Annotated in this window: 25 protein-coding genes; 11 read left to right on the top strand and 14 right to left on the bottom strand. The window is 67.9% G+C overall.

The window, feature by feature from the left end:
- Positions 1-14 precede the first annotated feature (14 nt).
- A complete protein-coding gene (groL, locus tag ACQR50_RS14010; protein ID WP_056431576.1) occupies positions 15-1,655 on the top strand; it encodes a chaperonin GroEL in 1,641 nt (546 codons plus the stop codon).
- Positions 1,656-2,114: 459 nt separating this feature from the next.
- On the opposite strand, the gene ACQR50_RS14005 is transcribed toward groL, so the two are convergent.
- Genes ACQR50_RS14005 through ACQR50_RS13995 form a run of 3 tightly spaced genes read right to left on the bottom strand, consistent with a single transcriptional unit; the run spans position 2,115 to position 4,095 of the window.
- A complete protein-coding gene (locus tag ACQR50_RS14005) occupies positions 2,115-2,855 on the bottom strand; it encodes a DsbA family protein (protein ID WP_184105953.1) in 741 nt (246 codons plus the stop codon).
- 29 nt (positions 2,856-2,884) lie between these two features.
- Positions 2,885-3,580, bottom strand: coding sequence for a thioredoxin domain-containing protein (locus ACQR50_RS14000; protein WP_428968775.1), 696 nt, complete (start codon positions 3,578-3,580; stop codon positions 2,885-2,887).
- Entirely contained in the window at positions 3,580-4,095 is a 516-nt protein-coding gene (locus ACQR50_RS13995; protein ID WP_156361024.1) for a DUF721 domain-containing protein, read from the bottom strand. The genes ACQR50_RS14000 and ACQR50_RS13995 overlap by 1 nt, the downstream gene beginning before the upstream one ends.
- Before the next feature lie 26 nt (positions 4,096-4,121).
- Here ACQR50_RS13995 and mutY point away from each other — a divergent pair, with 26 nt between their 5' ends.
- From mutY to nudC, 3 genes are read left to right on the top strand one after another with little or no spacing between them, the layout of a single operon-like run.
- Positions 4,122-5,183, top strand: coding sequence for an A/G-specific adenine glycosylase (mutY, locus tag ACQR50_RS13990; protein WP_428968774.1), 1,062 nt, complete (start codon positions 4,122-4,124; stop codon positions 5,181-5,183).
- A gap of 23 nt (positions 5,184-5,206) precedes the next feature.
- Positions 5,207-6,505 carry a serine hydrolase domain-containing protein gene (locus ACQR50_RS13985; protein WP_428970708.1) on the top strand — a complete coding sequence of 433 codons (1,299 nt, stop codon included), beginning with the start codon at positions 5,207-5,209 and terminating at the stop codon, positions 6,503-6,505.
- Positions 6,502-7,359: an NAD(+) diphosphatase gene (nudC, locus tag ACQR50_RS13980; RefSeq protein ID WP_428968773.1), complete on the top strand. Its 858-nt coding sequence runs from the start codon at positions 6,502-6,504 to the stop codon at positions 7,357-7,359. Before ACQR50_RS13985 ends, nudC begins: the two co-directional genes overlap by 4 nt.
- A 125-nt stretch (positions 7,360-7,484) precedes the next feature.
- Here the strand turns inward: nudC and ACQR50_RS13975 are convergent, their stop codons facing one another.
- A complete protein-coding gene (locus ACQR50_RS13975; RefSeq protein ID WP_428970707.1) occupies positions 7,485-8,375 on the bottom strand; it encodes a prephenate dehydratase in 891 nt (296 codons plus the stop codon).
- Positions 8,376-8,504: 129 nt separating this feature from the next.
- Here ACQR50_RS13975 and ACQR50_RS13970 point away from each other — a divergent pair, with 129 nt between their 5' ends.
- Genes ACQR50_RS13970 through ACQR50_RS13960 form a run of 3 tightly spaced genes read left to right on the top strand, consistent with a single transcriptional unit; the run spans position 8,505 to position 11,126 of the window.
- Positions 8,505-9,215 carry a c-type cytochrome gene (locus tag ACQR50_RS13970; protein WP_428968772.1) on the top strand — a complete coding sequence of 237 codons (711 nt, stop codon included), beginning with the start codon at positions 8,505-8,507 and terminating at the stop codon, positions 9,213-9,215.
- Between the two features lie 52 nt (positions 9,216-9,267).
- Entirely contained in the window at positions 9,268-10,263 is a 996-nt protein-coding gene (locus tag ACQR50_RS13965; protein WP_428970706.1) for an NAD(P)H-dependent flavin oxidoreductase, read from the top strand.
- A gap of 44 nt (positions 10,264-10,307) precedes the next feature.
- Positions 10,308-11,126, top strand: coding sequence for a shikimate 5-dehydrogenase (locus tag ACQR50_RS13960; RefSeq protein WP_428968771.1), 819 nt, complete (start codon positions 10,308-10,310; stop codon positions 11,124-11,126).
- A gap of 129 nt (positions 11,127-11,255) precedes the next feature.
- Here the strand turns inward: ACQR50_RS13960 and ACQR50_RS13955 are convergent, their stop codons facing one another.
- Positions 11,256-11,657, bottom strand: a complete 402-nt coding sequence (locus ACQR50_RS13955; protein ID WP_428968770.1) for an EVE domain-containing protein — start codon at positions 11,655-11,657, stop codon at positions 11,256-11,258.
- A gap of 139 nt (positions 11,658-11,796) precedes the next feature.
- Between ACQR50_RS13955 and ACQR50_RS13950 the strand changes: the two genes are divergently transcribed.
- Together ACQR50_RS13950 and ACQR50_RS13945 are read left to right on the top strand one after the other, a co-directional pair.
- Positions 11,797-12,189 carry a hypothetical protein gene (locus ACQR50_RS13950; RefSeq protein WP_056431605.1) on the top strand — a complete coding sequence of 131 codons (393 nt, stop codon included), beginning with the start codon at positions 11,797-11,799 and terminating at the stop codon, positions 12,187-12,189.
- Between the two features lie 91 nt (positions 12,190-12,280).
- Positions 12,281-12,565, top strand: a complete 285-nt coding sequence (locus tag ACQR50_RS13945) for a DUF3297 family protein (RefSeq protein ID WP_428968769.1) — start codon at positions 12,281-12,283, stop codon at positions 12,563-12,565.
- Positions 12,566-12,742: 177 nt separating this feature from the next.
- Here ACQR50_RS13945 and ACQR50_RS13940 read toward each other — a convergent pair whose 3' ends face one another.
- From ACQR50_RS13940 to lipB, 4 genes are all read right to left on the bottom strand, one after another.
- On the bottom strand, positions 12,743-14,605 hold the full coding sequence (locus ACQR50_RS13940; RefSeq protein ID WP_428968768.1) for an ABC-F family ATP-binding cassette domain-containing protein: 1,863 nt from the start codon (positions 14,603-14,605) through the stop codon (positions 12,743-12,745).
- Between the two features lie 182 nt (positions 14,606-14,787).
- A complete protein-coding gene (locus ACQR50_RS13935) occupies positions 14,788-15,498 on the bottom strand; it encodes a hypothetical protein (RefSeq protein ID WP_428968767.1) in 711 nt (236 codons plus the stop codon).
- 247 nt (positions 15,499-15,745) lie between these two features.
- On the bottom strand, positions 15,746-16,018 hold the full coding sequence (locus ACQR50_RS13930; RefSeq protein ID WP_042484220.1) for a hypothetical protein: 273 nt from the start codon (positions 16,016-16,018) through the stop codon (positions 15,746-15,748).
- A 90-nt stretch (positions 16,019-16,108) separates the two neighbouring features.
- Positions 16,109-16,762, bottom strand: coding sequence for a lipoyl(octanoyl) transferase LipB (gene lipB / locus ACQR50_RS13925; protein WP_056431893.1), 654 nt, complete (start codon positions 16,760-16,762; stop codon positions 16,109-16,111).
- Positions 16,763-16,932: 170 nt separating this feature from the next.
- On the opposite strand from lipB, the gene ACQR50_RS13920 reads away from it, so the two are divergent.
- Positions 16,933-17,784 carry a hypothetical protein gene (locus ACQR50_RS13920; protein ID WP_428968766.1) on the top strand — a complete coding sequence of 284 codons (852 nt, stop codon included), beginning with the start codon at positions 16,933-16,935 and terminating at the stop codon, positions 17,782-17,784.
- A 16-nt stretch (positions 17,785-17,800) separates the two neighbouring features.
- Positions 17,801-18,547, top strand: a complete 747-nt coding sequence (locus tag ACQR50_RS13915; protein WP_428968765.1) for a hypothetical protein — start codon at positions 17,801-17,803, stop codon at positions 18,545-18,547.
- Here the strand turns inward: ACQR50_RS13915 and ACQR50_RS13910 are convergent.
- The 5 genes from ACQR50_RS13910 to ACQR50_RS13890 all read right to left on the bottom strand — a co-directional run bounded on the left by ACQR50_RS13910 (position 18,531) and on the right by ACQR50_RS13890 (position 22,022).
- A complete protein-coding gene (locus ACQR50_RS13910; protein WP_428968764.1) occupies positions 18,531-19,124 on the bottom strand; it encodes a GNAT family N-acetyltransferase in 594 nt (197 codons plus the stop codon). The genes ACQR50_RS13915 and ACQR50_RS13910 overlap by 17 nt on opposite strands.
- Before the next feature lie 4 nt (positions 19,125-19,128).
- Positions 19,129-19,989 (bottom strand): oxygen-dependent coproporphyrinogen oxidase, encoded by an 861-nt coding sequence (gene hemF, locus ACQR50_RS13905; RefSeq protein ID WP_428968763.1) that lies wholly within the window; start codon positions 19,987-19,989, stop codon positions 19,129-19,131.
- A gap of 34 nt (positions 19,990-20,023) precedes the next feature.
- Complete coding sequence (locus tag ACQR50_RS13900; RefSeq protein ID WP_428968762.1) at positions 20,024-20,479, bottom strand: tRNA (cytidine(34)-2'-O)-methyltransferase; 456 nt, start codon at positions 20,477-20,479, stop codon at positions 20,024-20,026.
- Positions 20,479-21,015: an adenine phosphoribosyltransferase gene (locus tag ACQR50_RS13895; protein WP_428968761.1), complete on the bottom strand. Its 537-nt coding sequence runs from the start codon at positions 21,013-21,015 to the stop codon at positions 20,479-20,481. The genes ACQR50_RS13900 and ACQR50_RS13895 overlap by 1 nt, the downstream gene beginning before the upstream one ends.
- 158 nt (positions 21,016-21,173) lie before the next feature.
- A complete protein-coding gene (locus ACQR50_RS13890) occupies positions 21,174-22,022 on the bottom strand; it encodes a cytochrome c1 (RefSeq protein WP_428968760.1) in 849 nt (282 codons plus the stop codon).
- Between the last annotated feature and the right edge of the window lie 6 nt (positions 22,023-22,028).

The following is a 22,028-nucleotide window of genomic DNA, read 5'->3' as shown; positions in this document are numbered from 1 at the left end:
AAAGGGTAGCCACCATGGCAGCCAAGGAAGTCAAGTTTTCGCGCGACGCGCGTGAGCGCATTCTGAAGGGCGTCGACATCCTCGCCGATGCCGTTAAGGTCACGCTGGGCCCGAAGGGCCGCAACGTCGTGATCGACAAGTCGTTCGGTGCCCCGCGCATCACCAAGGACGGCGTTTCGGTCGCCAAGGAAATCGAACTGAAGGACAAGTTCGAGAACATGGGCGCCCAGATGGTGCGCGAAGTGGCGTCGAAGACCAACGACATCGCCGGTGACGGCACCACCACCGCGACCGTCCTGGCCCAGGCGATCGTCCGCGAGGGCATGAAGTCGGTCGCGGCCGGCATGAACCCGATGGACCTGAAGCGCGGCATCGACATCGCCGTCGCCAAGGTGACCGAGGACATCAAGTCGCGTTCGAAGCCCGTGTCGGGTTCGTCGGAAGTGGCGCAGGTCGGCATCATCTCGGCCAATGGCGACCGTGAAGTCGGCGAGAAGATCGCCGAAGCCATGGAGAAGGTCGGCAAGGAAGGCGTGATCACCGTCGAGGAAGCGAAGGGTCTCGATTTCGAGCTCGACGTCGTCGAGGGCATGCAGTTCGACCGCGGCTACCTCTCGCCCTACTTCATCACCAACCCGGAAAAGATGACGGTCGAACTGAACGACCCGTACATCCTGATCCACGAGAAGAAGCTGTCGAACCTGCAGGCGATGCTCCCGATCCTGGAAGCCGTCGTCCAGTCGGGCCGTCCGCTCCTGATCATCGCCGAGGACATCGAGGGCGAGGCTCTGGCCACGCTCGTCGTCAACAAGCTGCGCGGCGGCCTGAAGGTCGCAGCGGTCAAGGCACCGGGCTTCGGCGATCGTCGCAAGGCGATGCTGGAAGACATCGCCATCCTGACCGCGGGCGAGCTGATCTCGGAAGACCTGGGCATCAAGCTCGAGACCGTCACCGTCGGCATGCTGGGCACCGCCAAGCGCGTCACGATCGACAAGGACAACACCACCATCGTCGATGGTGCGGGTGAAGCCGACGCGATCAAGGGCCGCACCGAGGCGATCCGTGCGCAGATCGAGAACACCACCAGCGATTACGACCGCGAGAAGCTCCAGGAGCGTCTGGCCAAGCTCGCTGGCGGCGTGGCCGTGATCAAGGTCGGCGGTGCGACCGAGGTCGAGGTCAAGGAGCGCAAGGACCGCGTCGACGACGCGCTGCACGCGACCCGCGCGGCCGTCGAAGAGGGCATCGTCCCCGGTGGTGGTACGGCGCTGCTGTACGCGACCAAGGCGCTGGACGGCGTCAAGGGCGTCAACGACGACCAGACCCGTGGCATCGACATCGTTCGCAAGTCGCTGACCGCGCTGGTTCGCCAGATCGCTCAGAACGCCGGTCATGACGGTGCGGTCGTGTCGGGCAAGCTGCTCGACCAGGACGACACCTCGTTCGGCTTCAACGCGTCGACCGACACCTATGAGAACCTGGTCGCCGCCGGCGTGATCGACCCGACCAAGGTCGTCCGCACCGCGCTCCAGAACGCGGCGTCGGTCGCGGGCCTGCTGATCACCACGGAAGCCACCGTGGCCGAGCTGCCCGAAGACAAGCCCGCCATGCCCGCCGGTGGCGGCATGGGCGGCATGGGCGGCATGGACTTCTAAGTCGGATCGGGGACCGGCGGGGCTTGCCCGCCGGGAACCGGACCGGCCTTGTCCTTGCGGCAATGCCAAAGAAAGGCCCGGGGAGCGATCCCCGGGCCTTTTTCTATGCGTCCTGCACGTCACCCCCGTTCAGCCTGAGCGAAGTCGAAGGCCACGGGACCCGCTCGGGTTGCGGGCGGGGCATGCACTTCGACTTCGCTCAGTGCGAACGGATGAGGGGAGGGAGGTCCCATACCCCGGCGAAGGCCGGGGTCCAGTTGCGGTGTGCTTCAGCTGGTGCCGGACATGGTGGGAAAGCACATCGGACATATCCCAATGGCCTCCCCCGCATCGCCGCGCGCGCCATCGGCCACATCGCAACTGGGCCCCGGCCTTCGCCGGGGTACGAAAGGGGGCATGAAAAAAGGCGGCCGGACCTTCGCCCGACCGCCTTTCCCGTAACCCGAAAACCCGAGCCGCTTAGGCGCCCGCGTTCTTCAGCGCCGCCTGCACGTCCGACCAGCTGACCGCGCCCTTCAGCGGCTTGCCGTTCAGGATGAAGGTCGGGGTGCCCGTCACGGTCCCGTCGGCGCCGCGATCCTGGGTCTGCTTGGTCAGGCGGTCGATCTGCGTCATGTCGCTCAGGCACTGGCGCGCCTTGGCTTCGGGGATGCCGCGCTGCTTGACGAAGTTGACCAGATCCATCTGGTCGGCCAGCGCCTTGATGACGTCGACCGGCTTGGCGGTCTGCAACTGCTGCTGCATCGCCGGGCTCATCGCCTGGAGCTTGTCGTTGAAGCCCTGCTGCGACTGGTACATCTGTTCCAGCACCGGGAAGAAGGTCGCCTCGCCCGCGCAGATGCCGAGCAGCGCCGGGGGAAGATCGGGCGCGCCGTGGATCAGGAACTCGCGGAATTCCCAGCTGACCTTGCCCGACTTGACGTAGTTGTTCGTCAGCGGCTCATAGCCCTCACGCGCGAACGCGCCGCAGGCCGGGCACAGGCGCGAGCCATATTCGACCAGCTTGATGGGCGCGTTGGGGTTGCCCATCACATAACCCTCGGCGGTCTTGCTGACGACCTGGGTCCAGTCCTGGCCCGCAGGTGCAGCGACCGCGGGCAGCGGCGACGCGGCGGGGGCGCTGCCGTTGGCGTCGCCATTGCCGCCACCGCAGGCAGCCAGCGCCAGCGGAAGGGCGAGGAGGAGGAGACGAGACTTCATCGACATATGCTCCGAAGGAAAAGAAGGATTTAGCGGGCGCCGCCTGCGCGCAACAGCGGCAGCAGTTTGTCCCAGGAAAACACGCCCATGGCCTGTTTGCCGTTGATGAAGAAGCCGGGCGTGCCCTCGATCGAGTCGGGGGCGGCGGTGGTCATCGCGACGATCCGGTCGGTGGCGGCGCGGTCCGACAGGCAGGCGGTGATCTGCGCATCGCTCAGCCCGGCGCTCTTGCCGATCACGGTCAGCCCCGATCCGTCCGCTTCCGCCCGCATCTGGGCGGCGGCGGGATAGGCGGCGATCCGCTGGCCATTAGCCTGGTCGAACTCCATGCCGCGCTTCAACCAGTCGCGCTGCTGCGCGAAGATCGTGTCGCTCAGCCCGGCGAACCTGGCCGCCCCGCCGCAGCGCGCGATGAGGGCAGCGGCCAGGTCCAGCCGGTCGCGGATGAAATGGCGGATCTCGATGCTGGTCGAGCCCGACCGGACCATCTGTCCTTTCAGCACCGGCGCTGATTCGGTGGTGAAGACGGCGCAATGCGGACAGGTATAGCTGACATATTCGACCAGCTTCACCCGCGCCGCCGGATTGCCGATCACATAGGCCCCGGCGGGCGTCTGGGTGACATGGCTCGCCCAGTTCACACCCTTGCGCTGGGCCTGGGCGGCCTGGGCCGAACCGGCGGAGACAGCGAGGCCGAGCGCGGCCAGCGACAGGAAAAGACGCATCACGACACCTTGGGAAGGCCGCGCGTCGCAGCGACGCCCGCGGCAAGCGATTCGAGCACGGCACGAAGCTCCGGATCGGCGATCTGGCGCAAGCCGTCGCCCATCTCCGGCGGCACCGGCTGCGGCTTGGGCGGCGCGGCGCGGCGGGGGGCGGCCATGGGCAATTCGCCCTGCCGGATCTGGAGCCGGGCGACCGCCGGATAGCCGAAGAAACGGTTCACCCGCTCGATGATCTCGGGCGCGATATGCTGCATCATCGGCGCGTGGGCACCGCGCACGACCAGCGTCAGCACGCCGTTCTGCTTCTCGCCCTGCGGAAAGCGAATCGATTCGGGCGCGCTGGCGGTCGACAGGCGCGGGCCGACGATATCGGGCCAGCGGCTGACGATCGCGCTTTGGACGAAACCGAAGCGGCGAAAGGCCGCGCCGCCGATGGCGGGCAGCAGTTCGGATACCGCGCGGGGGCGGTTGGAACGGGGGGGCGGCTCCTGGGGGGCGCGGACGCGCTTGCTCATATCCGTCCCCATGCCATAGCGGGCGGGTGGACGCCAAGCATTCATCATCGCCCGCCCCCTTGGACGGCGGCCCCGCCGCCCGGCTGCTCGCCTGGTATGACCGGCACGCCCGCGAACTGCCTTGGCGCAGCCGTCCGGGGGAGGTGCCCGACCCCTATCGCGTCTGGCTGTCCGAGGTGATGCTGCAACAGACGACGGTGGCGGCGGTCACGCCCCGCTTCACCGCCTGGGTGGCGCGCTGGCCCGATGTCGCCAGCCTGGCGGCGGCGTCGGACGAGGACATCATGGCCGCCTGGGCGGGGCTGGGCTATTATGCCCGTGCCCGCAATCTGGTGAAGGCCGCGCGGGCGGTGGTCGCCGAGCATGGCGGGCGCTTTCCCCAGACCGAGGCGGGCTTGCGCGCGCTGCCGGGGCTGGGGGCCTATACGGCGGCGGCGGTGGCGGCGATCGCGTTCGGCGAGCGAGCGGTGGTCGTCGACGCCAATGTCGAGCGGGTCGTCGCCCGGCTGTTCGCCATCACGACCCCGCTGCCCGCCGCGCGGCCCGCGATCCGCGAGGCCACAGACCGGATTACGCCCGACACGCGCGCGGGTGATTTCGCGCAGGCGATGATGGATCTGGGTTCTTCCGTCTGCACGGTGAAGAAGCCGCAATGCCTGCTGTGCCCGATCGCGGTGGATTGCAGGGCGAGGGCGGAGGGGATGGCCGAGACGCTGCCCGCAAAGGCGCCCAAAAAGGCGCGGCCCTATCGTCACGGCACCGTCTTCTGGATCGAGCATGAGGGCCGCGTCTGGCTGGTCCGCCGCCCGGACAAGGGGATGCTGGGCGGTATGCGCGCGCTGCCGACCGGGCCCTGGGTCGATGAGCGGCCGGGGCTGGCCGATGCGCCGGGGCAGGGGCCGTGGACGATGCTGAACGAGACGGTCGTGCATGGCTTCACCCATTTCGAACTCGAACTGGCGCTGGCCCGCACCGATGGCGAGCCGGACGATTCGAGCGTGGGCGAATGGTGGCCGATCGTCGATCTGGGAACCGCAGGGCTGCCCACCTTGTTCGCGCGGGCAGCCGATCTGTTGAAAAGGGTCTGATATCAATGATTCGTCGAGTGATGATGACAAGCGGGGCGATGCTGGCCTTGCTGGGTGCCGCCGCCCCCGCGCAGGTGGCGCAGGCCCCGAGGGCGCAAGCCACGAGCGCGCTGCCCGCCACCCAGGCGCTGTTCGACACCTATGTCCGGTCGGGCAAGATGCCCGGCATCGTGGCCGCGATCGGGCTGCCGGGACGACCGCCGATGTTCGTGGCCGCAGGCCGGACCGCGATCGGGCCGAACGCGCCCGCCGCCACTCCGGATACGCTGTGGCGGGTCTATTCGATGACCAAGCCGATCACCGCCATGGCCGCGATGATCCTGGTCGAGGAGGGCAGGCTGAAGCTCGACCAGCCGCTGTCCGATATCTATCCGGCCTATAAGAATATGCGGGTGCTCACCAATCCGCAGGCCTCGCTCGACAGCCGTCCGGCGACCAAGCCGATCACCATCCGCGAACTGATGACCCACACGGCGGGGCTGGGGTACAGCTTCACCGCCAAGGGGCCGCTGCTCCGCGAATATGAGCGGCTGGGTCTGGTGCCCTTCGCCGCCAATGCGCAGGTCGAGGCCAAGGTCCGACCGACCCGCCCAGCGACCCTCCAGCAATTCGCCGAGCGCGCCGCCACCGCGCCGCTGATCGCCGAGCCGGGCACCCGCTGGAGCTATTCGATGGGCCTCGACGTGCTGGCGGCGGTGGTCGAGAAGGTGTCGGGCATGCCGTTCGAGCGGTTCGTCCAGACCCGTCTCTTCACGCCCTTGAAGATGAACAGCAGCTATTGGCAGGTGCCCGCTTCGGCGGCGAACCGGCTGGTCACCAACTATACCTTTCTGGGCGACCGGATGGTGCCGGTGGACCCGGCGGCGACCTCGGTCTTTCGCTTGGCCCCCAGCTTTCCCTATGGCGGCGCGGGGCTGGTCATGTCGGCGCGCGATTATGACCGCTTCCTCCAGATGCTCCAGAATGAGGGCCAGGTCGACGGCGTCCGGGTGATGAAGCCGGAAACGGTTCGGCTGGCCATGTCCAACCTGCTGCCCGCAGGCGTCACCTATGGCTCGGTGACGGGGGCGAGCGGCGGCAGCGGGGGCGAGGTGCCGACGGGTTATGGCGCGGGCGGATCGGTGACGCTGGCCGATACGCCGGGCGGCCCGGGCAAGGGCACCTATGGCTGGGGCGGGGCGGCGGGCACCATCGCCTATGTCGATCCGACCCGGCATGTGCGGGGCACGGTGATGGTCAATTACTTCCCCGCCGACCGCTATCCGTTGCGCAGCGATCTGGCGACGGCGCTTTACAAGGATCTGGGGCGGATGGCGAAGTGACGACCCTGGGATTTACCGGCGGACGGCTGGATCGTGCCGACCCGCTGCGCCACGATCCGGCGGGTTTCGCGGCGGCGCTGGCCGATCCGGCGGCGCGGCTGCTGGTGCTGAACGACTATCAGCCGGTGATGGAGGACGGACGGCTGGGCTGGACCGCCATCGATGCGGATGCGGCCCCCGAGGACCATGTGCTGCTCGGCATCGAGCATGGGGTGCCGCATTTCGCGCGGTTGACCGGAGAAGCGGCGGTCGACCGGTCGTTCGAGATGATCGCGGCGCTCCATGCGCTGGAGGCGGGCGAGGCGGCGACCTATGCGGCGGCGCGCTCGGTGCTCGACTGGCATGCGCGGCACGGCTTTTGCGCCAAATGCGGGGCGGCGACCGCGCCGTTCCGGGCTGGCTGGGGGCGGCATTGCCCCGCATGCGGGACCGAGCATTTCCCGCGCGTCGACCCGGTCGTCATCATGATCGCGGAGCATGACGGCCGTGCGCTGCTGGGCCGACAGCCCGCCTTTCCGCCGGGGCGCTATTCGGCGCTGGCGGGGTTTCTGGAACCGGGCGAATCGATCGAGGAAGCGGTGGCGCGCGAGCTGTTCGAGGAAGCGGGCGTGCGGGTTCGACACGTCCGCTATATCGCCAGCCAGCCCTGGCCGTTCCCGTCGTCGCTGATGATCGCCTGTGTGGCGGAGGCGGTGGATGACCGGCTGACCATCGACACGACCGAGTTGGAGGACGCAATCTGGGTTTCGCGCGACGAGGTGCGTGCGGCGCTGGCCGGGGACGGATCGCGTTTCGGTGTGCCGCCGTCCTACGCGATTGCGCATACGCTGCTGGAGGCGTGGGCGGCCCAATGATTCCTCCCCTGTAAGGGGAGGGGAACCAGCGAAGCTGGTGGAGGGGTGTCGCCCTCTCGAGAGCGGGACACCCCTCCGTCACGCTGCGCGCGCCACCTCCCCTTGCAGGGGAGGAGTTTTCATATTCAGCCCCGCTGCCGCGCCTGAGCGTAGGTGCCCAGCATCCGCACCCATTTGCTGTGGAAGCCCAGTTCCTCGATCGCCCGGTCGAACGCGGCTTCGCCCGGGCGCCCGACCACGTCGCAATAGAATTCCGTCGCGGCAAAGCTGCCGCCGCGCTGATAGCTTTCCAGCTTGGTCATGTTGACGCCGTTGGTCGCGAAACCGCCCATCGCCTTGTACAAAGCAGCGGGAATGTTCTTCACTTCGAAGATCAGGCTGGTCATCCACGGCCCATCCCCGACCGGCGGCTGGCCGCCACGGGCCAGCACGACGAAGCGGGTCATGTTGCTGTCGGCGTCCGAAATATCCTCGGCCAGCAGGTTCAGGCCGTACAGCTCGGCGGCGCGGGGCGGGGCGAGGGCGGCGACGCGGGGATCGTTCATCTCCGCCACCCGCGCCGCCGCGCCCGCCGTATCGGCATAGGCGATCGGGCGGATGCCGTGCGCGCGCAGCCAGTGGCGGCACTGGCCCAGCGCCTGAGGATGGCTCATCGCCTCGACCAGCCCGTCGCGCCCGCCCGTCGCCATCAGCGCGTGGCGGATCGACAGGAAATGCTCACCCACGATGACCAGCCCGGATTCGGGCAGCAGGAAATGGATGTCGGCCACCCGCCCGTGCAGCGAATTCTCGATGGGAATGATCGCGCGGTCGGCCTTGCCGCTCTTCACCGCGTCCAGCGCGTCGGCGAAATCGAAACAGGGGAGCGGCAGGCCGTCCGGAAACACCTCGGTCGCGGCGACATGGCTGTTGGCGCCCGGCGCGCCCTGAAAGGCGACGGCGCGGGCCGGCTCGGCCAGGGCGGCGGCGGTCATGCCTGCGACGATGGGGCGGGCGGGGGCGGCGTAATTCTCCATGGCGCAGCGGCGTAGAGCGGGCACGCGGCACGATCAAGGCAGGCGACAAGGGAAGCAGAACTTGCCGTTCGCGAAAGCCGCACCTAAGGTCCGCGTTCAGGAGAGATATTGGCGGGGCAGCGAAACGCGATGGACCTAAAGACCAATACGATCGCGGGATGGGTGCTGGGTGCGGCAGGCACGGCATTGGGCCTTTCGATCGTCGGCGGCATGATCTTCCACGAAGAGCGCCCCGAAAAAATGGGCTATGCGATCGAGGGCGTGGAGGCCGAAGGCGCGGGCGGCGGTGCCGCCGAGGTGCCGATCGCCTCGTTGCTGCCCACCGCCGACGCGGCCAAGGGCGCCGAAGTCTTCAAGAAATGCGCCGCGTGCCACACCATCAACCAGGGTGGCGCGAACGGCATCGGCCCCAATCTCTATGCCACCATGGGCGAGGCGATCGCACAGGGTAAGGCGGGATTCGCCTTCTCCGACGCGTTGAAGGCGGTCGGCGGCAAATGGGACTGGGACAAGATGAACGCGTGGCTGACGTCGCCGCGCAAGTTCGCGCCCGGCACCAAGATGACCTTTGCCGGACTTTCCAATCCGCAGGACCGCGCGAACGTGATCCTGTACCTCAACCAGCAGGGATCGAACCTGCCGCTCCCGGCGGCCCCGGCCGCCAACGCGGAACCGGCGGCGGGCGATGCCCCCGCCAATGGCGCGGACGCGGCGGTCAACAAGGTCGAGGAGGATCCGCGCGCCGACACCGGATCGATCGCCAATACCGGCACGCCTGCCAGGGGCGCGCCCTCGGTCGATCCGCAAGCCGCGGTGGAAGGTGCCAAGGCCCCGCGCTGATACCGATGCGCGGGATCGGCTGACCCTCGACGTTCCGATCCTGCAGGCGCCGATGGCGGGGGTGTCGACCCCCGCCATGGCGGCGGCGGTGAATGCGGGCGGCGGTCTGGGCGGAATCGCCCTCGGCGCGGGTGATGCCGATGCGGCCGCCCGGATGATCGCCGAAACGCGCCAGCGGACCGAGCGGCCGTTCAACGTCAACCTCTTCGTCCATGCCCCGCCCGCGCCCGATCCGTTGCGCGAGACGGCCTGGTGCGAGGCGCTTCGTCCCGCCTTCGCCGCGTTCGACGCCGAGCCGCCAGGCGCGCTGCGCACCATCTATCAGAGCTTCGCGCAGGACGATGCGATGCTGGCGCTGCTGGTCGAGACGAGACCGGCGGTGGTAAGCTTTCACTTCGGCCTGCCCGACGGTCCGCGCATCGCCGCGCTGAAACAGGCGGGATGCCTGTTGCTGGCGAGCGTGACCTCGCTGACCGAGGCGCAGGCCGCCGAGCGTGCCGGGATCGATATGCTGGTCGCACAAGGCTATGAGGCGGGCGGGCATCGCGGGGTTTTCGATCCGGACGCGGCGGATGATCAGTCGGGGACGCTGGCGCTGACCCGATTGCTGGCGATGCGGACACGGTTGCCCGTGATCGCGGCGGGCGGGGTGATGGACGGGGCGGGGGTGTCGGCTGTCCTCGCGCTGGGGGCGGTAGCGGCGCAACTGGGGACGGCCTTCATCGCCTGTCCCGAAAGCGCGGCGGATGCGGCGTACCGCGCCGCCCTGATGGGCGAGGGGGCCGCGCATACGGTGATGACCCGCGCGATTTCGGGGCGTCCGGCACGGTGCTTGCCCAATCATTTCACCGCGCTGGGTGAGACTCTGACGGCGGCGGTGCCGGATTATCCGATCGCCTATGATGCGGGGAAGGCCTTGAACGCCGCCGCGAAGGCGCGGGGTGAGGGCGGTTACGGCGCCCAATGGGCGGGGCAGGGCACGCCTCTCGCCCGTGCCCTGCCCGCAGCGGAACTGGTTCGGGTGATCGCGGGAGAGATGCGGGTATAAGGCCAAGGGATGCGCTCACCACAACACTCCGCTAAACCCGTGACATGACCAGCAAACCTCCCATCGGTCGCAACACGCGGCTGTGCATGTCGCTGTCGGCGCGGCCCGGCAATTTCGGGTCGCGGTTCCACAACCGGCTCTATGAGCTGACTGGGCTCGACTATGTCTACAAGTCGTTCAGCACAGCCGATCTGGCGGCGGCGGTCGGCGGAATCCGGGCGCTGAACATCCGGGGGTGCGCGATCTCGATGCCGTTCAAGGAAGCGGTGATCCCGATGCTCGACGGGCTGGCCGGGTCGGCGGCGGCGATCGACAGCGTGAACACCATCGTCAACGACGACGGGCGGCTGACCGGCTACAATACCGACTATGCCGCCGTCGTCGAACTGATCGCCGATCTCGATCCCGCCACGCCGTTCGTCCTGCGCGGATCGGGCGGGATGGCGAAGGCGGTGGCGGCGGCCTTGCGCGACTCGGGTTTCGCCAAGGGCACCATCGTCGCGCGCAACGAACCGCTGGGACGCCAATTGGCGGGGCTTTACGGGTTCGGCTGGTCGGCGGAACCGGACGAGGGTGCGCCGCTGCTGATCAACGTCACGCCGATCGGCATGACCGGGGGCAATGAGGACCAGCTCGCCTTCCCGGAGGCGATGATCGAACGCGCCGACATCGCCTTCGACGTGGTGCAATATCCGCCCGAGACGTGCTTCCTGTCCACCGCGCGGGGGCTGGGCAAGCGGGTGATCACCGGCACCCAGGTGGCGACCATCCAGGCGCTCGAACAGTTCGTGCTCTATACCGGCGTCCGCCCGACGCCCGAGCAGGTGCAGGAGGCGGCGGATTACGCCTATCGCATGGGGTGATCCTCCCCGGGACGGGGAGGGGGACCATCCGCAGGATGGTGGAGGGGGCGTGCCGCAAGGGGTGGCCTTTGTGGAAGCCCCCCTCCGTCAGCGCTACGCGCTGCCACCTCCCCGTACCGGGGAGGACGTTCAGAGTCCTGCAATCCCCATCAACACGGCCCATTCCGCTTCGCCCACCGGCGACACCGACAGCCGCGACTGACGCAGCATCGGCAAGGCGGTGAGCCTCGTCTCGGCCTTCATCGCGGCCAGCGTGACGGGGCGGGGCAGCGGACGGTCAGGGGTGATCTCGACCGAGACCCAGCGTCCGTCATCGCCATCGGCCCTGGCGGCGCGGGAGATCGTCGCGATGCCCACCGCGGCCTTGTCCTTGCCGCTGTGATAGAGAAGCGCCGAGTCCCCCGGCTGCATCGCCCGCAGATGCCCGGCGGCGGCGGCGTTGCGCACGCCGTCCCATTCGGCCCGCCCGTCACGGACCAGATCGTCCCAGCCATAGCTTTCCGGCTCCGACTTCAGCAGCCAGTATGCCATCTCCGCTTTTCCTCCTGAACCGCGCCTAAACGCCACATTCCGTGTCCATTCAGCCCGATAGTGGCAGGGAAGGCAACACGGACGCCGCCTGCGCGTTTTGCGATCAGCGGACCGGGCGTATCAGTATCGGAGGTTCGGTATGAACGGAGTTTGGAAGAAACTGGGACTGGGCCTCGCCTTGGGCGCCACCGCGCTGACGGCGGCGGCTCCGGCCGAGGCGCAGCGTTGGGGCCGTGGCTGGGGTGGCGGCTATGGCGGCTATTATCACCGCGATCGCGGCGATGCGGCCGCAGGCGCGCTGATCGGCGGCATCGTCGGCCTGGGCATCGGCGCGGCCATCGCGAGCAGCAACCAGCCGCGCTATGTCGATCGCGGCTATTATTACAACCGGGGCTATGACCCCTATTACGCGCCGCCGCCCCCGCCGCCGGTGTATCAATATGAGTATCGCAGCTATGCGCCACGCTGCTGGACCGACTGGCGCTGGGACCCTTATTGGGGCCGCAATGTGCAGGTGCGGGTCTGTAACTAAGGCCCCTGGCGGCGTCGGGAGCGATCCCGGCGCCGTTTTTCTTGGAGCCCCTGCTTGGCAGCGCCCCCGAGTCGGCGTTAAGGCCAGGAGCATGACCGATACCGTTCCCGATCGCCTGTCCACCAACCCGGACAGCCCCTATTTCGACCAGGACCTCCTCTCGCGTGGGGTCGGCATCCGCTTCAAGGGCAATGAGCGCCGCGACGTCGAGGAATATTGCATTTCCGAAGGCTGGATCCGCGTCGCGCTGGGCAAGAAGGTCGACCGCCATGGCCGCCCGCTGACCCTGAAGCTGAACGGCGAGGTCGAGGCCTGGATCGAGACCCCGGCCGATGGTGAGGATGCCGCAGAGGGTTCGGAAGAGACCGAAGCCTAAATATCGTGCGTACCCCGGCGAAGGCCGGGGTCCAGGTGCGGTGTGCGGGCGATGGCCTCCCACGCGGTGGTTAGCGCACCACCTGCGTTATAGAAACTGGACCCCGGCCTTCGCCGGGGAACAAGTGGGTTTTGAGGGATAAGCTCGCCCGCGCCGAATTCGCCCAGAGGCGGCGGATCACGCCGCCTCCATCGCCTCGCCCGCTTCCATCCAGCGCGTCTCGGCCTCGGCCAGCTTGTCGACCACCTCCGCGCGGCGCTTGTTCAACTCGCCCATCGACAGCTTGGCATGGCGCGGTTCGGCCGCCGCGGGGTCGTTCATCGCCTTGTCCAGCGCGTCGCGCTCGCGGGTCAGCTTGGCCATCTCGTCCTCGATGCCGCGCAGCGTCTTCTTCATCGCGTTGAAGCGTTCGCGCTGCTCGGCCGAGGCCTTCTTGTTCGCCGCCCGGTCCGCCTTCGACGCGGCGTCGCCCTGGCCCGCATCGCCCTTCAGGACAAAGGCGATGTAATCGTCCAGCGAGCCGTCGAATTCCTTCGCGGTGCCGTTGTCGACCAGCACCAGCCGGTCCGCCGTCATCTCCAGCATGTGGCGATCATGGCTGACCAGCACGACCGTGCCCTTGTACATGTTGAGCGCCTGGACCAGCGCCTCGCGCGCATCGACGTCGAGGTGGTTGGTCGGTTCGTCGAGGATGAGCATGTGCGGCGCGTCGCGGGTGATCAGCGCCAGTGCCAGTCGCGCGCGTTCGCCGCCCGACAGCTTGCCGACCTTGGTCGTCGCCTTGTCGCCCGAAAAGCCGAACCGGCCCAGCTGCGCGCGCACCGCTGCAGGGCTCGCGCCACGCATGATGCGCGTCATATGCTCCAGGGCTGTGTCGTCGGTGTCGAGTTCCTCGACCTGATACTGGGTGAAATAGCCGACCCGCATCTTGCCCGACGAGTTCATATCGCCTTCCATCGGCGTCAGCTGCGCGGCGAGAAGGCGGGCGAGCGTCGTCTTGCCGTTGCCGTTGCGGCCCAGCAGCGCGATCCGGTCGTCCGGGTCGATGCGCAGGTTCAGCCGCTTCAGGATCGGCGTCTCGGCATAGCCCACGCTCGCCAGGTCCAGCGTGATCAGCGGCGGGCGCAGCTGGTCGGGATCGGGGAAGTCGAAGGACAGCGACGGATCGTTCGCCATCTCGGCGATCGGCTGCATCTTGGACAGCATCTTGGCGCGGCTCTGCGCCTGCTTGGCGGTCGAGGCGCGGGCCGAGTTGCGGGCGATATAGTCCTGCAGCTTGGCGCGCTGCGCCTCCTGATTCGCCTTGGCGGCGGCGAGCTGCGCCATCCGCTCGGCGCGCTGGCGCTCGAACGAATCATAGCCGCCCGGATAGAGCGTCACCTTGCCGCCCTGAAGGTGCAGGATGTGGTCGACGACATTGTTCAGGAAGTCGCGCTCATGGCTGACCAGCAGGATCGTCGCGCGATAGGATTTGAGGAAATCCTCCAGCCACATCACCGCTTCGAGGTCGAGGTGGTTCGACGGTTCGTCGAGCAGCAGCACGTCGGGGGCGGAGAACAGCAGCGCGGCGAGCGCGACGCGCATCTTCCACCCGCCCGAATAGCTGGATAGCGGACGTCCCTGCATCGCCTCGTCGAAGCCCAGGCCCTGAAGGATGCTGGAGGCGCGGGCGGGCGCGGTATAGGCGTCGATCGCGATCAACCGCTCATAGATGTCGCCCAGCTTTTCCGGATCGCTCTCGGTTTCGCTGCGCTCCATCAACTCGGCGCGCTCGATATCGGCGGCCAGCACCGTCTCGAACGGAGTGGCGGTGCCGTCGGGCGCTTCCTGCGCGATATAGCCGAGCTTGGCGCCCTTGGGCATTTCGCAGGCGCCGTCATCCGCCTCCAGCTGGCCCGCGATCACGCGGACGAGCGTGGACTTGCCAGCGCCGTTACGACCGATCAGGCCGACGCGGCTGCCGGGGGGGAGTGCGGCGGATGCACCGTCGAGGATCGTGCGGCCGCCCAGGCGCACGGTGATGCTGTTCAGATTGAGCATGGCGCGCGCCTAGCAAATTTCGGCGCGGATGGGGAGAGGGGGCTTTTATCCTCCCCGGTACGGGGAGGGGGACCATCCGAAGGATGGTGGAGGGGGCCTTCCGCAAAGAGCAGTCCTAGCGGAAATCCCCCTCCGTCAGCGCTTCCGCGCTGCCACCTCCCCGTGTCGGGGAGGATTTGGTTTTAGCGCGCCGCCAGGCTGGTCGCGCCTGCGGGTGGCCAGTTCTGGACACCGCACTTCTTGACGATCCATTCCGCCTTCTTGTTCCAGCACAGCGCATCCAGACGCGGCATGGTGGCGGCAATATGCTGCTCGCGGCCGATATAGCGCGGGAAACGCTGTTCGCCGTACGGAACCAGGCTGTTGCGCAGCTCGCGCATCCGGTCGACCGCCAGCTCGGCCAGATGGCCGCGCGGGGTGAACACCGCCTGATGCAGGATCGACGCCGCCGTGGTGCAGAAACCCAGCTGCCCCGATACCGACGAGAAGCTGGCATAGGTGCGCGTGCCATATTGGTCGAGCGCGTCCTGCCCGGCCTTCACCGTCTTGTTCTGCCGCTTGAAATAGGCGCCCAGCGTGTCGAACGCGCCCTTCAGCTCGGCTTCGTGATCCTTCAGCGTCGCGTTATAGTTGGAGACGGTCGTCAGCATCGGCTCGAACTGGCATTGCAGCGCGGCGACGTTGAGCGCGGCGCGCATGTTCCACAGCAGGCCGGCGCGCAATTCCGCCGGGGTCGCGCCGGGCAGCGGCTGGCCGATGCCGGGTTCGTCGCCCTGAACGGGCTTACCCTGAAAATTATAGGGCTGCAGGAAGAATTGCGCCGATGCGGGTGCGGCAGCACCCATCCCCCAAAACGCCACGCCAGCAACCAGCGCGGTACGCACCACTTTCATTGTGTTCCGATCCTTCCCCCGTAGGGCCTTCGAGCGTCCCGAAACATAACGCTTTCCGGCTTTTTTCCCAAACGGAATTACGCCCGTACGGCAATCGTCCACGCACGGCCGGTCGTTACGGAAACATAGCGAAATCCGGGGTTTGCGCGGCCCATTGCGTCATCGTGAAGGCTCGGGGAGAGCCCATGAAAAAGGGGCCGCCCGGTCGCCCGGACGGCCCCCTTCGTTGGGATGACCCCAACGATGATTACATCGCGTTGGTCGCGTTGGTCATCATCGTGTCGTTGGCCATCATCATGTCGTTCGACATGGTGGTGTCGTTGGCCATCATGCCACCGTTCATGGTGCCGTCGACGGCGGTCATGTTGTCGGTGGCGGTGTCCATGCCTTCCGAAGCGTTCATTTCGGTGGTCATGTTCGCGTCGGTGGTGTTCTCGGTCTTCGAGCCGCAAGCCGAAACCGCGAGCGCCGCGCCGGCGATGATCGAGCCCGTCAGGACCTTGGAGATGATTGCACGCATTGGAAGCTCCCTTGATATTATGGATTTGGAACGGCTTGCTGGCCCTATTACCCAAATCGGGGTGGACATTAATCGGATACCGTCTGGTCCTCAAGCCTCGTTTTGTCGCACCGCACCGAGATCGTTGAGGAAAGCCGGAAAGCTGAACGCAAGCGCCTCGTCAAAGGTTTCCAGCGACTTGACGCCGTTTAACGCAAAAAGACTGGTCACCGGGAATTCCGGAAGGCCGCAGGGCACGATCCCGCCGAAATGCGAAAGATCGGGTGCGACGTTGATGGCAAAGCCGTGCAGCGTCACCCAGCGACGCACGCGGACGCCGATCGCGCCGACCTTGGCCTCCGAACCGCCGTCGCGGGTCCAGATGCCGACGCGCCCCTCGGCGCGGAAGGCGTTGACCCCCAGCCGACCCAGCGCGGCGATCAGCCAATCCTCCAGCGTATGGACGAAATGCCGCACGTCGCGCCCGCGCTTGTTCAGGTCCAGGACCAGATAGCCGGTCCGCTGGCCGGGGCCGTGATAGGTATATTTGCCGCCGCGCCCGGTCTGGAACACAGGGAAACGGGGATCCACCAGCTCGACCGGATCGGCGCTGGTCCCGGCGGTATAGACGGGCGGATGTTCGAGCAGCCAGACGAGCTCGCGCGCCTCGCCCGCCACGACGGCGGCGGCACGCGCCTCCATCTCGGCGAGCGACTGGTCATAGGGGGTCAGGCCCGGGCTGATCCGCCATTCGATATCGGGCATGTCGGGGATATGGGTCACGATTCCCTGTCCTTGCGCCCGGCCCGTCGCCGATGCAAGCGTCCCGCCATGGGGCCACCCTCGTCCCGTCGCCGGGCATGATGGCTTTGCATCCGGCAATCGTTTAGGCAGACGCGAACAGGCGGGCGGGGTGGGCCGTCAAGGGAGGTAGCATGACCGTCAGGATCGGAACGGTGTGGGACAGCACGCAACAGGTGCTGGCGGGCAGGGCCGGGATGATGGCCCCATTCGCCCTGATCGGCTTCGTCCTGCCCGGCGTGTTGCAGATCCTGCTGCTGCCGTCCTCGCCCGGCCCGTCGGGCATGGGGGTGACGGGGCTGGGCTTGGTCATCCTGTCCATGTTGCTGGGCATCTGGGCGCAGCTGGCCATCATGGCGCTGGCGACCCATCCGGCGACCACCAGCGCGGAGGCATCGCGCGCGGGCCTTCGGCGGCTCGGCCCGGTTCTGGGCGTCGCGCTGGTGATCGGTCTGGTGCTGGCGCTGGCCGTGCTGGTCGTGGTCGTCGTGCTGGGGCTTTCCCATTTCAACTTCGCCGCCGCGATGGCCGCGAAGGGCGACCCATCGAAATTGCCGCCGATGAGCGGCGGCACGGCGCTGTTCCTGGTCCTTTACGTTCTGACGATGATCGTGGTGTCGCTGTGGCTCGCCGCGCGACTGATGCTGATGTACGCGGTGGTGTTGAACGAACGGCGCGGGCTGGGGGCGATCCGTCGCTCCATCGCGCTGACGCGGGGGCTGACCTGGCGGCTGATCGGCGTCCTGCTGCTGTTCGGGGTGGTCATGCTGGTCGCGATGATGGCGGTGCAGGGCGTGTCGGGCGCGGTCCTCCGCCTCCTGCTGGGCGCGGATCAGGCGCTGACCGCCGTCCGGCTGGCGGGCCTGCTCGGCTCGCTGGTCAGCGCGGGGTTCATGACGCTGGCCTATGTCTTCGTCGCGCGGCTGTATGTGGCGACCGCGGGCGAGCAGGCGCATCGTGAAGAGGTCGGTTCGCCGTCCCTGTGATGAAACGAGCCTTTTGATGAAATTGGATGTCGTCGCCACCCTGCGGGATGCCTGGGCCCTGTTCCGCCGCGATCGCGCGCTGCTGATCCGGTTGTCCGCGCCCTTTCTGTTCTGGCCCGCCTTTGCGCTGGGGCTGCTGGTGCCCGCGCCCCCGCTGCCCGAGACCGAGGGCGGAGAGGCGACCGCGCGGGCCATGGCCTGGGTCGATTCGGTCGGGACCTGGGCAGGCCATTATGGCGGCTGGTATTTCGCCAGCTATGCGGTCGGCATGATCGGGACGGCGGCGATCCTGGCGCTGACGCTCAGCGGTCCGGTCACGGTCGGCGAGGCGCTAGGCCGCGCGCTCAGGATGGCGCCGCGCTTCCTGCTGGCGATGATCCTCGTCGCGCTGCCGGTGGGGGCGGGGATGCTGCTCTACATCTTGCCGGGGCTGTATGTGGCCGGGCGGTTGCTGCTGGTCGGGCCGGTGCTGTTCGCCGAGCGGCGGATGCCTGCCATGGCGGCGCTGGCCCGTTCGGTGTCGTTGACGCGTGGTGCGGGCCTGTCGCTGGCGGCGTTGGCGTCCTGCACCTATCTGGGCGGCATGATCGCGGCCCAGCCCTTCCTCGCGCTGATCGACGTGGTGCAGGGCGACGGCGCGGGCAATCCGGTCGCGGTCGCGCTGCTCCAGGCCGGATCGGCGGCGGTGGCGATGGCGGCGGGGCTCGGCCAGGCGCTGGTGTCGGTCGCGGCCTATCGCCGACTGGTCAATCGCGGGGGCTGAGCCGGGGGATTTGCGGTGCGGCGTCCTCGGGCAGGACGCCCAGCGCCCGCGGGTCGATAAACGTCTCGATCGCGCGCGACACGGCCACAAAGCCCTGCCTGCGATAGAAATTGAGTGCGGACGGGTGGTCGAGCGTGCAGGTATGCACCCACACCCGCTCGACCTTCGCGGTCCAGGCGCGCATTAGCGCCTGTGCCATCAGCCAGCGGCCATGGCCTTGCCCCGCCAGTTCGGGGATCAGCCCGAAATAACCGATCTCGCACGCCCCCGCGACGCGATGGTCGAGTTCGAGCAGCCCGACCTCGATCCCCGCCCGGTCGACGACGGCGAAGACCGAGACGGCGGGGTCGTGAATGATCGCGGTCAGCGTCGCATCGTCCATCACCAGCCGCGAGAACCACAGCCAGGGCGCGCCGACGCGCGCGAACAGCGTGCGATACTTGGCCGGATCGGGCTTGGCCCAGGCGACCAGTTGCAATGGCGAGCCGGGCATGGGGCGCGGCCGTGGCCGTTCGCGCATCTCCAGCGTGGTGACGATGGTGGCGATCTCGGCAGGGTCGACGGGGATCAGCGCCATGGGCTTACTCCCACGTCGCCAGCGGCGGCAGGCTCATCAGGATCGCATCGATATTGCCGCCGGTCTTCAGCCCGAACAGCGTGCCCCGGTCATAGACCAGGTTGAACTCGGCATAGCGGCCGCGCCACGCCAGCATCTGCGCGCGGTCGGCCTCGGTCGAGGGCAGGCCCATGCGCCGCCGGACGATGCGGGGGAAGATATCCAGGAACGCCTCGCCGACATCGCGGGTGAAGGCGAAATGACGGCCGAAATCACCCTCCAGATGGTCATAGAAGATGCCGCCCACGCCCCGATGCACCTGGCGATGCGGGATGTAGAAATAGTCGTCGGCCCAGGCCTTGAACCGGGGGTAATGCTCCGGGTCATGCGCGTCGCACGCGGCCTTCAACCGGGCGTGGAAGTCGGCGGTGTCTTCCGCGATGGGCAGCGGCGGATTGAGGTCCGCGCCGCCGCCGAACCAGCGCTTGGTGGTGGTGAGGAACCGGGTATTCATATGGACGGCGGGCACATGCGGGTTGGCCATATGCGCGACCAGGCTGATCCCGGTCGCCACGAACCGCGGATCGTCGCCAGCGCCGTGGATGGTCTTGGCGAACGGCCCCTCGAAGGTGCCGCCGACCGTGGAGACGTTGACGCCGACCTTTTCGAACACACGGCCCTTCATCACCCCGCGCACGCCGCCGCCGCCGGGCTCGCCGCTCGGATCGGCACGATCCCAGGCGGTGTATTGGAAGGCGGCGTCCGATCCCGCCTCACGCTCGATCGCCTCGAACTCGGCGCAGATCCGGTCCCGCAGGGACTCGAACCAGAGGCGGGCGGCGTCCTGCTCGGCGTCGAGCGCGATGTCGGGGGTGCGGCTGTTCATCGCGCGGCGTTCTGGGCGGCGGCAGGGGCGGGGGTCAACCGGGCATTTGGTCCCAGCCGGTCTGGCGCCGCGCCTCGGCCAGCAGAATCCCGCCGGTGATCGCGACGTTGAGCGAGCGGACGCGGCTGCGCATCGGCACGCGCACCCGGATATCGGCGGCGTCGTGCACCGCCTCCGGCACGCCAGCCCCCTCGGAGCCGAGCAGGATCACATCGTCGGGATGGAATACCATCTCGGGCAGCGGGATCGCACCCAGCGTCGTCGCCAGCACGATCCGCCCGCGTGTCGCGGCGCGGAAGGCCTCCCAATCGGCATGGCGCATAACCTCGGCCATGGCGGCATAGTCCATCGCCGAGCGGGCGAGCGCCCGGTCGGAATAGGGAAAGCCCATCGGCTCGATCAGGTCGACCGCGACGCCGAAACAGGTCGCGGTGCGGATCAGCGTGCCGACATTGCCCGCGATATCGGGCTCATGCAGCGCCAGACGCATCAGTGGCCGGGGAAGGACAGCAGCGCATCGACCGCGATGTCCTCCCGGCGCAGGGCATCGGCCCCGCCGAGATCGGGCAGGTCGACCAGGAACTGGGCCTGCTCGACCACGCCGCCCGCCTTGCGGATCAGCCGGACGGCGGCGCGCGCGGTGCCGCCGGTGGCGATCAGGTCGTCGACCAGCAGCACGCGGGCGCCGGGGACCAGCGCATCCTCATGGATGGCGATGCGATCCTGTCCGTATTCCAGTGCATAATCCTCGGCGATGGTCGCGCCGGGCAGCTTGCCGTCCTTGCGGATCAGCAGCACGCCCGCCTTTAGCGGCACCGCGAGCGCGGCGGCGAAGATGAAGCCGCGCGCCTCGATCCCGGCGACCAGATCGACGGTCCCGCGTGTCGCGGCGGCCATCCGCTCGACCGTCTGCGCGAAACCCTTGGGGTCGAGCAGCAAGGTGGTGATGTCGCGGAACTGGATGCCGGGCTTGGGGAAATCCGGGATGGTGCGGATCAGGGATTTCAGGTCGTCATGGGCGCTCATGGGGGCGTCATGGGCCTCTGACGGGCGGGGGTAAAGAGACAAGCACTTATTCCCGCCCCGTTCAGCCTGAACGGAGGTGGGGCATACGCCCCCCAATAAAATGGGCGGCTTCCTCGTTGGAAACCGCCCCAGTTCTCTCACATCGGGCTTTCCCGATCTCAGTGTTTCACGTCGCGCCAGACATTCTGATACGCGCCCCAGGCGAGGAAGCAGAAGATCAGGATGAAGACGAACGCCCCGATCCCGGCCGCGTGACGCGATTCCAGCTTGGGCTCGGCGGTCCAGGTCAGGAAGGCGGCGACGTCCTTGGCCATCTGGTCGCGGGTGGCCAGCGTGCCGTCGGCATATTGGACCTGCCCGTCCTGGGTCAGCGGCGGCGGCATCGCGATGTTCAGGTTCGCGAAATAGGGGTTGTAGTGCAGGCCCGTCGGCGTCTTGGCGTCGGGGAACTTGCGCAGCAGCTCTGTGGGCTGCGGGCGATAGGCGTCGGGGCCGATCAGCGAGTAGATATAATTGCCGCCGTCATGTCGCGCCTTGGCCATCAGCGACAGATCGGGCGGCAGCGCGTTGTTGTTCGCCGCGCGCGCCGCCACCTCGTTGGCGAAGGGCGAGGGGAAACGGTCGGCGGGCACGTTCTTGCGCGTCGTCGCCTCGCCCGTCTCCGGGTTGATGCTCGGCTGTTCGATCACCCACTGGTTGGCGATCGCCTTCCCCTCGGGTTCGTTATAGCCCAGGTCCTTCAGGTCGCGGAACGCCACCAGCCGCAGCGAGTGGCAGGCCGCGCAGACCTCCTTATAGACCTGGAACCCGCGCTGGAGCTGGCGGCGATCGAACCGGCCGAAAATGCCGTCCGATGCCAGATGCGCCTGTTTGGGATGGAGGTGGAACTCCTCCTCGGCGGTGGGGGCTGGCGGCTCAGAGATGAGCCCCGAGACGCTGCCCCACAGCGCGATGGCGAGGACGAAGGTGAAGGCCGCCCCGACCAGGAATGCGATGCCACGAACCATGTTCAG

Source organism: Sphingomonas sp. Xoc002 (assembly GCF_050408055.1).
Taxonomy (GTDB): Bacteria; Pseudomonadota; Alphaproteobacteria; order Sphingomonadales; family Sphingomonadaceae; genus Sphingomonas; species Sphingomonas yabuuchiae.
Note: the sequence above shows the minus strand (reverse complement) of the source record. Positions and strands in the feature narration are given on the sequence as shown.